The sequence below is a fragment of the Sphingobacterium tabacisoli genome (assembly GCF_017908035.1).
Lineage (GTDB): Bacteria > Bacteroidota > Bacteroidia > Sphingobacteriales > Sphingobacteriaceae > Sphingobacterium > Sphingobacterium tabacisoli.
Genome location: NZ_JAEQMU010000004.1, coordinates 104,701 through 119,936, shown reverse-complemented (window position 1 = coordinate 119,936; position 15,236 = coordinate 104,701). Strand labels below are relative to the sequence as shown.

Here is a 15,236-nt window from a genome sequence, read left to right as displayed (position 1 = left end):
TGGGAATGAAGATGAATATGAAAAAAGGTATACTGACCGCTATGTGCGGTGTTACTCTAACATTTTCGGGATGTACCAAATATTTGGACGTAGTCCCGGACAATACATTGAAGTTAGAGAATATATTCAATTTAAAGCAGGATGCATACGATGCATTAGCTAAGGTGTATAGTTATATACCTAACGATGATATTACACATGGTAGTTCTTGGTTGCTTGGTGATGAATGGTTGGCACGTCTAGATTTGAATAATGATGATCGATACCTTCGTGGTATTCGTATCATGAGAGGGTTGCAGACGCAGACCTCTCCCCAGTTGGGCTATTGGTCCGGGACAGGTGCGGGTAAATCACTCTATGAAGCAATACGTCAGACTGATGTTTTTCTGGAAAATATTGGGAGAGTCAAGGATATGAGTGATCAAGAGAAAAGAGAATGGTCCGCTCAGGTTAAATTCTTAAAAGCATACTATGCCTTTCTATTGTTACGTCATTACGGTCCGATTGTGATCATGAAAAAAACAGCAGGCCCTGAATCCACAAAGGAAGAGCTGTTTATTCCTAGGTCTACGGTAGAAGAGAGTTTCGCTTTTATCCTGGGATTGATTAACGAAGCTACCCCCGATTTAAAGGAGCGGGCTTTGGATAGTGATTTAGGACAGGTAGATAAGGTAGCTGCTATGGCGATGAAAGCTCGGATTTTAATCTATCAGGCGAGTCCGTTTTTCAATGGCAATGTCGAGTTCTTCGGTGATTTTGTAAATGCCGAAGGGCAGCCGTTCTTCCCTTTGTCTTATAATAAGGAAAAGTGGAAAGCTGCTCTTGATGGCGTCAATGAAGCTATAGTCATAGCCGAACGGAATGGATTGGGAATGTATACTTACCAAAAAGAACCATTTATCTACGACCGCGAAGCTTTTGAAAAAAATCCTGATAAAATGAAGACTTTATATGATCTCCGTATGGTGATTACCGATCCATGGAATAAAGAGCTTGTCTGGGGGATGTCTGGGATTACTTACCGATCGGCAGGATTAGGATCCGCCGCGGCGATACGTCTTCCTATTGGTTACGGGGATGGTTTGGCCAATAGCAACTCTTTCTCATTCCAGTGGCTGGGAGCATCTTATCAGATGGCCGAGCGTTATTATACTGAAAATGGTTTGCCAGTGGGGGAAGATCTGACTTACGATATGAATGGTAAGCATGATGTGGTACGTTTGCCTGGTATTGAAGAAGTAGGTTATCAACCTTTGCAGGGCTATATGCAGCCAGGTGCAGAGACTATTAATCTGTACCTGCACAGGGAGCCCCGTTTTTATGCGAATCTTGGTGTCACGGGAGGATTTTGGAGAGGACATGGTGTGCGTATCAATACACAGTTTTATTACAATGCAGATGGAGGCCGTAGCTCTTCTTATTTCCCGACCGATTTTATAGCTTCTGGTATTGGTGTTCAAAAGCTGACACATCCCGAGTCTCAGTCTGGAGCGTGGGAGCGTGTTATTAAATACCCATTGCCGCTGATCCGGATGTCGGATTTGTATCTGATGCGTGCCGAAGCAATGAATGAATACTATGGGCCTAGCGAAGAAGCGTATGCTGATATCAACAAAATCCGTCGACGTGCCGGGATTCCAGATGTACAGGAGTCATGGGGTAATACCAGCCTAGCGCGCTATCCGAACAAGCATCTCAGTCAAGAAGGGCTGCGCGATATCATTCTACAGGAGCGCTCCATAGAATTTGCATTTGAGGGATTGCGCTTTTGGGACATGTGGCGTTACAAGCGTGCTGGACAGGCATTCTCGTCACCTATGTGGGGATGGGATACCGATGGCAAGGATGCTAAAACCTTCTTTGTGTTGGATGTAAAACAACAGCGACGCTTCACCATTACGGATTATCTGTGGCCGATCGACCTGAACGAGATGAATACGAACAGCAAATTAATCCAAAATCCGGGCTGGGTCAATTAGGCCATTGTATTAATATTTAGTGTATTACCTATATAGGAACGATAATGAGTCATAGACAGATAAAGAACTTTTTTAATGCCATTGTATGTGTATTACTCTTGGCATTGGTTTTCTCCTGTAAGGAGAAAGACCGGTACAATATTAACATTGATGATAGTACACCGCCGGGGCCGGTTGTGCTCAAATATTATAAAGCCCTCTATGGGGGTGCCCGATTTTTCTATAGGTTGCCTGATGATGAAGATCTCTTGGCTGTAGAGGCCGAATATACCAACAGCAAAGGAAAGACATTTAGGTTCAATGCCTCTTATTTTGTAGATTCCTTGGATGTCTATGGGCTTCCTGATACGGATATGCATTCGATACGTCTGTATGCCGTGGATAGAGCTGGTAACCGCTCCACTCCATTGGCTGTCAATATAGAGCCATTAGAACCAGCGTATCAGCGTGTGGCTCGTTCGCTGGAAGTAAGACCGGGTTTTGGGTCCTTTTTTGTGGATTGGGGGAATGAGTTAAAGCAGAATATAAATGTGTATGTTGATTTTGAATTCTCGGATAAATCCGGAGCTAGAAAAGTGACCACGATCTTCAGTTCCAAAGCAGAGACTGACCGGCAGTTTATTTATGATTTGGACGAGGTTGTTTCGGACAAGGTCAGTGTAAAGGTCCGCGTAGAGGATAACTATGGGAATATTACCGAGCCTATAGAAAAGGGTGAGGTGATCCTATTAAAGGATGAGTTGATTCCTAAGAATATATGGAAACTACCAAATGCAAATGATTCTGTAGGTGGTATCCCTATGGTTTTCGGTAATGATAAAGAAGGCCGTACACGCTATACAATAGATGGAATTATCAATAGTGGTGAAGATTTTAACTTTATGCATACTGGCGGGCGTGGGCGCACGGGTAATCTAGCGGATAAGAATACTCCTTGGAACCTCATGATTGATCTAGGAGACTATTACGAATTGAGCCGCGTAGTGACCCATCAGCGTCGCTACGGCGCGGCTTCGCTAGGTATCAGAGGTCAGTATTACCGCTCGGAGAATGTGGGTTCTTATAATATGTACTATTGGGATGAGGATACCAAGGAATGGGTGCTGATCCGTTACCATCAGATTCCGATACCATTAGTGCCTAGCGATTTAGATTTTGTGAAGGCCGGTCAGGCCGGGGATATGGCTTATATGTATCCCGACTTCCCGACTTTTACGAAAAAGACACGATGGTTTCGCTATGAAGCCATATCGGACTTCCTGTCCAATTATACAGGAACCAATGCAAATGCACTTTCGGAGATAACACTTTATGGCCGCAAAGCCACAAATTAAGTAGTAACAGGGGGTGCTTATAGTGGGGCTTTAGTCTACTATATAAGCACATCCCTTAATAGCGATATGATAATGAAAAATATTGTTTTATGGAGTCTCGTTGCCTGGTTGGGCATATTCGTGACTTATTCCTGTAAGGGGATTTACGATAACGTTGAGCCTTTTGGTGGAGAGAAAGTATATCCTGCTAAGTTTGATACCATATCGGGTAAAGTTGGGTTTGAACGTGTCGAACTCGATCTGATGAAGGCGGGACGTGTTACGGGCGATCAGATTTATCTCGGTAAAGCCAGTAAGACGGTCGTCGAGTATGACAAAGAGCGGATCGTAATAGATTCTGTCGTTTCTTGGGTCAACATACCTAACTTAAAGATGTCCAAGTTGTACCGATTTAAGGTCTATACAGAAGATCAGTATGGGAACAAATCTGTGCCACAGGAGATCGCCTTGATTCCCTATACCAATAATGAGTTGACGACTATTGCGGTGCAGTCGCCCCGGATATTCGCATCTCCTTCTGCCGCGGTATTGGATTGGGCTGATAATATCTCCTCCATATTGCTCACTTATTGTGATCTAGAGTTTGCGTACGAGGATCAATTCGGGGTCGAAAATAAAGGCCAGCGCGATGTGAATCCTCGTATTTTTGCGAAAAACCTCAAAACCGGGGATGAAGTTAACGTCGATGTGGACTATCGTGTGGTGCCCAAAGTTAATGGAGTTGAGATTCTCGATACCGTTGTTTTGAGTCAGAAAGTGAGTTTCTTTATGCCTTCATCGACGACTCCTTTTTTACCGGCAGAAGCTGATATATTGAAGAAAAATGGAGTGACTACCTTCAATCAAGTAGGTGTAGCTAATATCAAGAAATTAACCTTTCCTATACATACCAAAACCTTGCAGGATCTTTTCTATTTCACTGATCTAGATGAAATTGATCTTACTGGGGGCACTCTTTTTGAGATGACGAAGACCTCGTACAACCGCAATGCTGTTGTTGCTACGGTAGGTGGCGGTCCATTTTTATCGTATGTACGTCGTTCGGGAGATATGTCTGAGGTCAATGCACGCTTTTTGATTGATTTATTAGAGAATGATTTGGTCAAGAAAGTCAAGTATATCCCTTATTCACTGGGTATAGATCAGCTGCTGACTCCGTTTGTAGAGTCAGGTAAGGTAGAGCTGGTGCAGACCAGTACTGATGCTGATCTACCATCGGCCTTTTTTATCAATGGTCTGTTGGAAGCAGCACTCTGGAAAGTGGATTTAGATATCAAACCTACCACTTTTCCAGCAGGCAGTGATCTGCGTAACGTGATGAAAGTAACGCTCCGCGATCGTGCCGCTTCTTTTATTTTCAAGCTTCCTTTAGATTATCAGTTTAACTCGGAACTATATCCTTATTTGAAATTTAAAGTTTTTTCTCAGGACAAAAGTTTCTTCCCAGGTGTGTACGACAATTATCGAGCGATCTGGCCTCGTTTTATGAATCGAATCTGGGGATTCCCGACAGAGCATCCTTATGGACAGGAACTGTGGCAGCCTGATAAAAATGCCAATAAACTTACGGATAGCCAACTTGGAAAATGGGTCGATATGAAAATCGATATAAGCCAGATGAAGGGCAAGCACAACCGTGTTATTGTCATCAACATGGGGGGAGAGCCTGCTATTACAGGTGGGTATAAACCGGCAAAAGATATCATCTATCATTTTGCCAACTTTAGACTATCAAAAAATTAATACGAGATGATGAGACTTATTCATAAGCAAAACATAGCCCTGTTTTTTTACGCCTGTGTGCTCTTATTTATTGGTAGCAGTTGCAGTAAGGATTCCGGGCCAACTCCGGGAGAGGATTCTAAAGTAGCTTCTACTGAGGTGTTGGTACAGCTGGTCAATGAGAATAATGAGCGTATCGCTGGTGAGGCGACAATTATTATCTCCAGGAAACGACCTGATATCAATATGCTGGTGCCCCGGACACATGCTGTTGTGTCCGAAGGGGAGCTTCCGTATAAGATATTTGTGGAGACCGAGGCTCGGATTACTGTTCTGAAGAAAGGCTACAACCCCGTGTATAAAGATGTGGTGCTGAAGCCAGATGTTAAGACAGTGCCGATCGTCCTTACACCGAAGACGGGGCTGACCGTACTGTCCTACAATGTTAAGGATGGTTTCGAGTGGAAGAATAAAGAGAATATGGAGCGGTTTACAACCTGGGTATCCCAATTGGATCCCGATGTCATCGTTTTTCAGGAGCTGGTTAGTTTTAAACATGGAGACCTTAGCGCGTTAGCCAAAACTTATGGACACGACTTCAGCGTATTGCTCAAAGAGGATGGCTATCCTACAGGAATTACTTCCAAGCAGGAGATTGAAAATATAGAGCGGGTATTTATCACGAGTAAATTCTCTCCTTACCGTGTACACGGTTATATCAATGCAGAGACATCGGGACTCAATATATTTGCTGTACACTTCTCATCCCAGAGCAATGATCTGGTTTTGCAAGAAGCAGAGCATGTTATAGCGCAGGCAAAAATGAAGACTACGAATGGTCCGGTTCTTATTTCGGGTGATTTCAATTCGATCTCTCCTGTTGATGAGCAGCTATTGGGTTCCAAGTTCTGGACGGCGAGTATGAAAAAATACCGTCCAGCCCGTGTTCCTTTTGATTATCGTACGATGAATCTTTTTGAAGATAGCGGTTTTAAGGATGCTGTTACGTTGAATGGAAATACTTTTTACAAAGCGAGTTTTCCTACGCGTTCAGATTACCTAGCTGCTGATTTTCTAGGTTTCAGACTCGATTACAGTTATCTCTCGGATATGCTTTCGCAGCAGTGCGATTATGCAGAGATACTCCAGGATCCTTATACCAATTTAGCTTCGGATCACTATCCATTTCTGATGCACTTTGCTGTGAAATAGGGAAATAATGTTTTCTAAAGGGTATGTCAGACTTTTCGGACATACCCTTTTTTCGGATAAGCACATTTAGATAACAGTCATGTACAGAGTTCTATTATACTTAATTCTATCGATTATTTTTTTGGGTTGTAAAGGTCCCAATAGCTATTTGCGTCAGGGTAATAATGGTTTAACACAGTTTAAGGTGGCTAGCTATAATATTCGGTACGACGCGGTCGCAGATCAGAAGACGGGCAATGCCTGGGCTTTGCGCAAGGAGCCACTTTCCGACCTGATCAAAAGTCACAGCTTTGACCTGCTGGGTACGCAGGAGGGAAGTGTCACACAAATGCAGGAGCTGTTGCTGCTATTGCCGGGCTTTGTTAAGGTAGAGGTAGGTTATGGCGGTAAGGATGGTAAGCTGCATACCTGCGCAGTACTCTATAAAACGGCTCATTTTGAGCTTTTAGACTCTGGCGTTTTCTGGCTCAGTGAGACACCTGATGTTCCGAGTGTCGGCTGGGATGCTACCGATCGCCGCGTCTGCCAGTGGACCAAGATGAAAGATAAAAAAAGTGGCAAGAGTTTCTATTTCTTTAACGCCCATTTCTATTGGCGTAATGAGATCGCTCGACGGGAGTCAGGTCCCCTTATGGTACGCAAGATTCAAGAGATAGCAGGCACATATCCTGTGCTGGTTGTGGGGGATTTCAATTCAGAGCCCAGCAGTAGTCAGGTAGGGGCGATGAAAGCGGTATTTGCGGATAGCTATGAGGCATCAGTCAATGGTACTAAAGGTAAGGTAGGAACTGCTTTTCCGGGTGGTGTCTTTCAAGGGGAGCCAGGGGGACGCATAGATTATATCTTTGTGAACAAAACTACTGCAGTATCCGACTACGAAGTGTATTCGGATGTATATGGGGACAATCGTTACCCTTCGGATCATTTACCTATATCCTGTTGGGTTCGGTTTTAAGTAAAATTCTACTCTCAGCCGAATTTTTGTTTTTATTGGTAGGCCGAAGATACGTTGAGGTTGGAGTCTTCTTGTTTTTACTTCTCTTGGGATGATCTGATTTATTATCTTTTCGTTGTAGTAACGACTATTTGGCTGTTGTGGAGCATTATTCTCCAGCAGATCTATCGTACCATTGGTATGTAAGACAGCTTCATAGTAATAATCGTTAGGATAAATGATTTTTCGTTCTGAAAGGGGCAATTCATCTATATCTATTCTAAAGCCGCGGGATTTAGGTTTACCGCGGTCAAAGATATTCTTAAAACCCGGATCAGACTCATCTATGATGAAAGAAGATATTCTTCTTTCAAATAGGGCCGAAAAATCTTTTAGCGTGATTTGAGAATAGTTTTCCTTTTGACTGTCAATTTGTAGAGAGAGGTTTCCCGATTGTGGATTATACTCGAGTAAGAAGGAATCCTGATGAAAAGCCGTTTGATATTTAGCTGCGCCATGAAATATTCCGTCTTTAAAATATCCTACATAATCTTTAAATACAGGAAGGTTATCGGTTTCATGAGAATCAACCAGATAGATGTTGGATATTGGATATGCTATATTTATAGCAAGTAATCTGTTGTTTATACTATCGCGGAAGAATTTTTCACCTAGGAAGAGTTGTTTACTTGTTATCCGCTGTTCGTCGATACTATCTAATAGTTGAGGTACTGGTATCCGGTTTCTATTGTACGCTATAAAAGTTTGTTGTTTCGTATCCTCTGAAGGAAGAAGCTTTTGCTGTGCCGTATTCGGATGAGAGCAGTTGCCAAAAATAAAACCAACGATTAGGATTAATAACCGGTACGGTATGCTTTTCATATTTATCCCCTTTTTAAAAGGATGCTAAAATGGGAACATTTCCACAAAGGTTCGATCTAAAACAATTGACGTCTGAACAGTACATCTATCAGCTCATGTGTCGCAATATCTTTTTCGACGATGTTACCTTCTGGGTCTATCAATATACAGGTCGGATATTTGACAATGCCATAAATTTCGGTTAGCTTATTATTCTGGTCATCAAGGATATTTTGCCAAGGAATCTGGTGGTTCATTATAGCTTTGTAGGCCTCTTCGTACTTGTCTCTTCCGGCAATACCGATTATTTCTATTTTTGACCGATCGAGTTTGCGGTATATTTCCGCGAGCTTGGGTAGCTGAGCTAGACACGGTCCGCACCAGGAACCCCAAAAATCCAATAGTATATACTTTCCTTTCAAGGATTCGATGTCTATGGTTTTCTTACTACTGATGTCCCTATGTTTAAAATTGCTCAGGTTAGCATCTTTACTGTTCGGATCGACCTCCAGGAGTGTCAGCTGATTTGTTCTGACATCGACTCCCGTATTTTTATATTTTCGGTCGCCCAATACAAATGTGCGGGACTTCGGTATGATATTATTCTTATTTGTATCTACTACCAAATCGGATACCCAGTAGTCAGGAAAACAAAACTGGTGACTGGCATATAAGGTATGTATCATATCACCGATTTTATAGCGTGCCTCATGATAGCTGGGGATACTGTATGCGTAACCAAATCGGTTCTTGAAAATCAATAGAGGAATTGGGGTCCGGATAGTTTTATCTCCTTTGCTGGTGTCAAAATACGTTGTTGATAGCTTACTTTCGAGATCTGTTATAGGCTCTTGTAGGCTTAGTGTTTCAAGTTTCATCACCGTCTCCTCAGCAAAGTCTCCGTTTTGGTTTTTATCTAACAGATACACCTCCTGACCATCCGCTGATGTCCCAAATACAATTCGTACAAAACAGGCAATTGGTTCCTGAGATAGATTATCATCATTGATTTTGAAATTTCGTTCAGTTTTAAATTGCTGGTATATTTTAGGGTCAAGATGTGTAAAAGAGTTTTGATACAAAAATTGAAGCATGTCAAACATAATTACCCCCTTCTTAACATTTGACCAATCGGACGGAATATTATTATAAGTTAGTTGGGCAAAACTTTCGTATGCGGGGTGTGTTTTATCTGGTGCAAAGATAACATTGCTATTGTCTGGGGGGAATGGACCAAATCCTGTTTTTTGTTGGATAGGGAGGAAGATATGCTGTGCATGTATAGATTGGGTCAGAAGCAATCTTATTATGATTATTAATGTTCTCGTTATTTTTGCTTTCATTTATAATTTAGATCTGATAGATTGTGTACTTTATTCTATCTCAAATCTAATACAGTAGCATTACATGTATGAGATATAGGTGTTAATATGCTGTTATTTTTTGGAACGATATCCCCTGTAGTTCTGATTTATATACGTTGTAAATTCTTCTATCTTCTTTTTTTTTAGCTAAAATTATGAATAATGAAAGAGCTTTGATATAAAAAATGGAGCATGTCAAACATAGTTTCAGTCTTTAGTTACGCAGATTTACATTATATTGCAAGCCTAATAATTATGAATTACGGTCATACTACAGATAGTGAGCTAGCGTCGCTGTTAAGGCAGAGAGATCAGGAAGCGTTTAGAGAGCTATTTGAACGCTATAAGAGGGTACTGTATTCATTCGCGAAAAATATGACCCATGATATAAGCGAAGCCGAGGATCTTGTACAAGACGTTTTTATATCACTTTGGGAAAATGCCGAGAGGTTAGAGTTAAAAGGAACAATATCATCTTATCTGTACGCAGCTGTGCGTTATAAATTCCTAAATCTTGTCGCACACAAAAAAATCAGATCAGATTACGTGTCAATTTTTCAAAAGTTTATCAATGAAGTTGATTATAGTGTGGATGAATATTTGAATGAAAAGGAGTTGATCAATCTCGTTGAAAAGGAAGTATCGAAGCTCCCCGACAAAATGAGAGAGGTGTTTGAGTTGAGCCGTAATGCGGGTCTATCACATCGAGAAATAGCGGGCAAATTAAATTTGTCAGAAAAAACGGTTAAGAATCACATCAATCATGCACTTAAAATATTAAGAGGCAAGTTGCCTCTAAGTGCTATTTTGCTTTATCTTCTCCAATCGTTATGATTTTAATCGTTTCTATGTCAGTGTATTGTTGTTTTTTTTATAAAAAGTGATTTATTTTTTAGGCCCTAAGCCCTAGTTAGCTGACTTACTTGTATACAGCCGTTATATTCTGTATTGCTAACCAAAAAAATAGATGAAGGACAACGCTGAAAGTCTAATTAATAAATATATTGAAGGGAGTAGTACCTCCAATGAAAATGCAATTGTTGAAGCTGGATTTTTAAATGACTATAAATCTGGTTATACAGAGGTTTCTAGAGAAGAGATAGAATCGTCTACCCAACGGATTGCAGAAGCGATGGATTCCTATTTAGCTCATAAAAACAGGGTTAAAAAAGAGACGGGTATCCGAAAGGTATACTTTCGGATGGGGATTACAGCTGCGGCAGCTGTTATTATTCTTTTCTGTTGGTGGTCTTATACCGATTTGCAGCAGCAGACGGTAGGTGATGTTCTCGCTACCATTCCAACAGAAGATATCAGTAACTCAAAAGGAAATGGTGCGACGATTACGCTTTCCAATGGAAAAACAATAGCATTAAGTGATCTTCAGGAAGGCGTCGTAATTGGCGATGGTAGTTTGAGATATGATGACGGTAGTGCGGTGGAAGATGGTTCATCAGTAGAATATGATAAACTGACTGCTACAACAGCAAAAGGGCAAACGTATAGTTTTTCACTTCCAGACGGTACCAAAGTTTGGTTGAATACAGCATCCGAAATTACGATTACTCAACCGTATGGACGGAGCAAACGCGAGATATATTTAAAAGGTGAAGCTTACTTTGAAGTAGCTAAGAATAAAAAAGCGCCATTCATTGTGCAGAGTGAAGGTCAAAAAATAGAAGTTTTAGGTACACATTTCAATGTTAAAGCATATCCCAATATAGCAAAGCGCACTAGCCTTTTAGAAGGTAAGATACAGGTTGCCCCTAGTGCAAATGATAAGTACACCCTCCTTCTTCCTGGCCAGGAGTCTTATGTAAGTGGTTCTCACATGACCATAAAAGAAACTGACGTAGAGGCTTCGATATCTTGGCGGTCGGGTTTGTTTAATTTTGATGATAAGCCATTTACAGAAATTATGCAGGAGATCAGTGACTGGTATGACCTAGATATCGTTTATAAAGGAAAAATCCCTAAGGGAACATTCTTTGGACAGGCCTATAAGTCCGATAATCTGGCTACAGTACTTCAATTATTGGAAAGTGCAAAGTTGGACTACAAAGTTTCGATGGATAGAAAGTTAATTATTTCAAATAAAGCTCTATAGAAGAAAATAAGAAGTTAATGACGTTTGGAACCAGCGTCTCAAAAGTAAGGGAAGTGCGACCAACACCTCCCTCAAATGGCTCAAAAAATATCAACTAACGAATTATTCAAACCAAAGCAAAAATAATGAAAATACATTACTTTATACGTGTGATGAAACTTACCATTATACTTATTTTGATTGGGCTGGTACATGTGAATGCATCCATTTATTCGCAGACTATAACCTTAAATAAGAAAAATCTAACGATCAAAGAAATCGCTTCGGAGGTAAAGAAGCAAACAGGTTATGTTATTTCTGGAAGTAGCAGCATTATCTCTGAGACACGTCGAATATCAGTGAATGTAGTAAATATGCCTATAAAGCCTTTTTTAGATCACATCTTAAGTGGGCAACATATCACCTATAAAAAAGAAGGGAAAAATATTGTATTACGTAGCGCTCCTAAGATTGTAATTGATGAACAGCCTGGTTCGCAGCCTATCCAGCAGCAGGTGATTAATGTGTCAGGAACTGTCCGTGACAGTCTTGGCAATTCGATATCTGGTGTTAGTGTGCATATTGTCGGAACTAAAATAGGGACATCTACGAGCGACCGTGGTTATTTTTCACTGTCGAATGTGTCACAAGGTGCATCATTGCAATTTAAGTCTATCGGATATAATGATTTAACCCTGAGAGCGACTGAAAATATGAGCGTTGTATTATCTGCTAAACTGGGGGATATTGATGAAGTTGTCGTAAATACGGGATATCAAAAAATTGCTCGGGAAAGGGCAACAGGCGCCGTTACTACGGTGACGTCCGATCAGCTGGATAGCAGGTTCACTCCGAATATCATGGATAATCTGGAAGGTCGTGTGGCTGGTCTGGTAAAATACGGGGACCGGATTATGATTCGTGGAACAGGGACATTATTTGCCGAAAGTAGACCCTTATTAGTTGTCGATGGGCTTCCTGTTGAGATGGCTTACGAAGATTTAAATCCTTATGATGTAGAGTCAGTTACTATCCTTAAAGATGCGGCAGCCTCGGCTATTTATGGTGCCCGCGCGTCCAATGGAGTTATCATTGTAACTACGAAAAAGGCGAAAGATTTGAATAAAATTGATATCGAGGTTTCTTCAAACACTACAGTTTGGGAAAAGAAGAACATTGATTATGCGGACAATTGGTATATGACCCCAGCGCAACAGGTGGATAAGGAGAATGAGTATTTCAAATGGTTGTATAACGAAGCGCCTAATGCCGCAGCTCAGTTGACAGCAATGGACAATGCGCTAAAGGGTACAGGGAGTTTTGGTTTAAATCCAACACCTATTCAGTATGCGCATTATCAGCTAAAGAAAGGATTAATCCAGCAAGATGAACTGGACAGTCGGTTAGCCCAATACAGAACGCAGAATTTTGCCAAGGATTATGCTGATAATTTACTCAGACAGCGGGTGCTCCAAATGCATAACTTATCTGTAAGAAACCGGACCGATAATTTTCAATCCAATTTGGTGGTCAATTACAAAGGGGATAATACCGGTAAAATATCTGATAGCGATCACCAGCTCAATGCTTTCTATAAAGGGACGTATGATATGACAAAATGGTTGACGATTAATTTTAGTGTAAATAATATATTCCAGCGGTCTACCCAACGCCGAGGTAATTATGTGGAAAATATAATGGACCCATTTAGTTTACCGGCTTATTACAGCTTATTTAATCCAGATGGTACACAAGCGAATATTTCACCGGGATGGACTCATTACTATAACCCCTATGCAACTTGGGTAGAAGACAATAAGGCTTTGAGACCCATGCATTATTACTTGTTAGATGAAGTCAACCTCAACAAGCATAAAATCGAGAGACAAAATACCCGTTATCATGGCGAGTTCCTGTTTAAAATATTAGAAGGGTTGACATTCAACACGCAATATGTATATGAGGTAAACCGTCAATCTGTGATTAACAATACGGAGTCTGATAGCTATGTCATGCGCCTTATGCGAAATGTATATACTGTACAAAATCCAAATGGAACGTATAGATACATGCTCCCACAAACAGGAGGCAAGTTGGCGACAGAACATATGCAGGGGGATTATTGGACTGCGCGTGGACAGGTGAATTTTAGTCGGGTTATTAAAGATATTCACCATATAGATGTGCTTGCAGGTGTTGAATTTAGAGAGACAAACTCAAAAGGTAACCGAAATCTTTACTTAGGCTGGGACGATCAACTGCAATCGCACTCGACCACCAATGTAAATTATAATGAGCTTTGGAGCATAAACAACACTAGCTTTTATGCGCCAGGCTATCCAGCAAGACAGTTTATTTTTACACCATTGATTGATAATGCGATGACGCTCAATGCAGGAGGAAACAACCTAACAGAGGTGCGACGTCGAAATGCGTCTGGTTATGCCAACATGACTTATACCTACGATAGACGGTACAATGTATTTGGATCTATTCGGAAAGACTTTGCCGATGTATATGGATTGGCCACTGAATTCCGGGGCTCTCCATTTGGCTCTTTTGGTGCAAGTTGGAATTTACACCATGAAGGTTTTATGAGCCATTACAAGGATATCAATTTATTAAAATTAAGGACGAGCTACGGCTATACCGGAAATATCTATCAAGGTGCAACAAGTTATATGACGGCTACAACGGGCCAGACAAATATTAATACCGGACTGCCCCGAGCAACTATCGAAAGTCCGGGCAATCCAGCATTGTCCTGGGAAAGAACAGGTACAATCAATATTGGTGCAGAATTTATGTTGTTTGATTCTAGATTAAGAGGTGTTATTGATTGGTATGATAAAAAAAGTGAGAAAGTTTTCTCCAATCAGACGCTGGAGGTAACAAAAGGATTCAGTAGTCTAGTAATGAATATGGCCAATTTAAAAAACAGAGGGGTGGAGTTAACACTTGCTTACGATTGGTTCCGTGCGAAAGACAGAAATGCGTTCTCTTGGACTACTTCTGGTACCGCATCGTGGAATAAGAATGAAGTGACCCGGGTCGAGATTCAAGCCAATAGCGCTTATCAGGTTGTCAATATTGGCTACAAAGAAGGCTATCCAGTACGTTCGTTGTTTTCTTACCGGTTTGCTGGACTTACTGACAGAGGGGTGCAATCCTGGTATGCGGAAGACGGGCGTATTATTCCTGAAGTAGGAATCCAAGTTGCCACGCCAGGATCTGTCTATTTTACAGGGCAAGCAGATCCTAAATATACCTATGCGATGGAAAATCAATTTTCCTGGAAAGGTATAAGTTTAAATCTAATGATGGTTTATTACGGTGGACATCATCTACGGGCTAATCAAGTTCAAATTAATGGTTCACCGTCAGCTTCGCCGGTTAGGTCTTGGTATTTGGATGCTTGGACACCGACTAATACCGATACAAATATTCCGGGAATATGGCAGTACAACAACTCTGGAGGTACGCAACCAGCTGTCCAAAACGCTACTGATATATTTGTTCATGCCGCCGATTTTCTAAAAATAAGAAACTTTGTTCTGGGCTATGATCTGCCACGCAATTCATTGACTAGAATAGGATTAAATAATTTGAGATTGCGTTTTCAGATGAACAACCTTCCTGCGTTATGGAAGAGCAATAAGATCGGTATTGATCCAGAGACAGTGGGTATCCGACTACCTACAAGTTATGTGTTTGGAGTTAACTTTAATTTTTAATAATTAAGAG

At 41.1% G+C, this 15,236-nt stretch carries 10 protein-coding genes; 8 read left to right on the top strand and 2 right to left on the bottom strand.

What is annotated here, in order from left to right; translation table 11 throughout:
* Window positions 1-11: 11 nt before the first annotated feature.
* From JKG64_RS14875 to JKG64_RS14855, 5 genes are all read left to right on the top strand, one after another.
* The gene (locus tag JKG64_RS14875) at window positions 12-1,979 is read left to right on the top strand and encodes a RagB/SusD family nutrient uptake outer membrane protein (RefSeq protein ID WP_210355120.1); all 1,968 of its coding nucleotides are present in this window, start codon (window positions 12-14) and stop codon (window positions 1,977-1,979) included.
* A 44-nt stretch (window positions 1,980-2,023) separates the two neighbouring features.
* Complete coding sequence (locus JKG64_RS14870; protein ID WP_210355119.1) at window positions 2,024-3,313, top strand: DUF4959 domain-containing protein; 1,290 nt, start codon at window positions 2,024-2,026, stop codon at window positions 3,311-3,313.
* A gap of 72 nt (window positions 3,314-3,385) precedes the next feature.
* Window positions 3,386-5,056 carry a DUF4998 domain-containing protein gene (locus tag JKG64_RS14865; RefSeq protein WP_210355118.1) on the top strand — a complete coding sequence of 557 codons (1,671 nt, stop codon included), beginning with the start codon at window positions 3,386-3,388 and terminating at the stop codon, window positions 5,054-5,056.
* 6 nt (window positions 5,057-5,062) lie between these two features.
* Entirely contained in the window at window positions 5,063-6,247 is a 1,185-nt protein-coding gene (locus tag JKG64_RS14860) for an endonuclease/exonuclease/phosphatase family protein (protein WP_210355117.1), read from the top strand.
* Window positions 6,248-6,326: 79 nt separating this feature from the next.
* Window positions 6,327-7,202 (top strand): endonuclease/exonuclease/phosphatase family protein, encoded by an 876-nt coding sequence (locus JKG64_RS14855; protein WP_210355116.1) that lies wholly within the window; start codon window positions 6,327-6,329, stop codon window positions 7,200-7,202.
* Here the strand turns inward: JKG64_RS14855 and JKG64_RS14850 are convergent.
* A complete protein-coding gene (locus JKG64_RS14850) occupies window positions 7,173-8,063 on the bottom strand; it encodes a hypothetical protein (protein ID WP_210355115.1) in 891 nt (296 codons plus the stop codon). The two genes, JKG64_RS14855 and JKG64_RS14850, sit on opposite strands and share 30 nt — an antisense overlap.
* Window positions 8,064-8,119: 56 nt before the next feature.
* The gene (locus tag JKG64_RS14845; RefSeq protein ID WP_210355114.1) at window positions 8,120-9,385 is read right to left on the bottom strand and encodes a TlpA family protein disulfide reductase; all 1,266 of its coding nucleotides are present in this window, start codon (window positions 9,383-9,385) and stop codon (window positions 8,120-8,122) included.
* Window positions 9,386-9,661: 276 nt separating this feature from the next.
* Between JKG64_RS14845 and JKG64_RS14840 the strand changes: the two genes are divergently transcribed.
* The 3 genes from JKG64_RS14840 (at window position 9,662) to JKG64_RS14830 (ending at window position 15,226) form a co-directional block, all read left to right on the top strand.
* Entirely contained in the window at window positions 9,662-10,240 is a 579-nt protein-coding gene (locus JKG64_RS14840) for an RNA polymerase sigma factor (protein WP_210355113.1), read from the top strand.
* Between the two features lie 133 nt (window positions 10,241-10,373).
* Window positions 10,374-11,513, top strand: a complete 1,140-nt coding sequence (locus JKG64_RS14835) for a FecR family protein (protein WP_210355112.1) — start codon at window positions 10,374-10,376, stop codon at window positions 11,511-11,513.
* A 125-nt stretch (window positions 11,514-11,638) separates the two neighbouring features.
* Complete coding sequence (locus tag JKG64_RS14830) at window positions 11,639-15,226, top strand: SusC/RagA family TonB-linked outer membrane protein (protein WP_210355111.1); 3,588 nt, start codon at window positions 11,639-11,641, stop codon at window positions 15,224-15,226.
* Window positions 15,227-15,236: the final 10 nt, after the last annotated feature.

Coding starts and splice junctions, on each gene's coding strand:
- JKG64_RS14875 (WP_210355120.1), top strand. CDS start 12: ATGAATATGAAAAAAGGTATACTGACCGCTATGTGCGGTGTTACTCTA.
- JKG64_RS14870 (WP_210355119.1), top strand. CDS start 2,024: ATGAGTCATAGACAGATAAAGAACTTTTTTAATGCCATTGTATGTGTA.
- JKG64_RS14865 (WP_210355118.1), top strand. CDS start 3,386: ATGAAAAATATTGTTTTATGGAGTCTCGTTGCCTGGTTGGGCATATTC.
- JKG64_RS14860 (WP_210355117.1), top strand. CDS start 5,063: ATGATGAGACTTATTCATAAGCAAAACATAGCCCTGTTTTTTTACGCC.
- JKG64_RS14855 (WP_210355116.1), top strand. CDS start 6,327: ATGTACAGAGTTCTATTATACTTAATTCTATCGATTATTTTTTTGGGT.
- JKG64_RS14850 (WP_210355115.1), bottom strand. CDS start 8,063: ATGAAAAGCATACCGTACCGGTTATTAATCCTAATCGTTGGTTTTATT.
- JKG64_RS14845 (WP_210355114.1), bottom strand. CDS start 9,385: ATGAAAGCAAAAATAACGAGAACATTAATAATCATAATAAGATTGCTT.
- JKG64_RS14840 (WP_210355113.1), top strand. CDS start 9,662: ATGAATTACGGTCATACTACAGATAGTGAGCTAGCGTCGCTGTTAAGG.
- JKG64_RS14835 (WP_210355112.1), top strand. CDS start 10,374: ATGAAGGACAACGCTGAAAGTCTAATTAATAAATATATTGAAGGGAGT.
- JKG64_RS14830 (WP_210355111.1), top strand. CDS start 11,639: ATGAAAATACATTACTTTATACGTGTGATGAAACTTACCATTATACTT.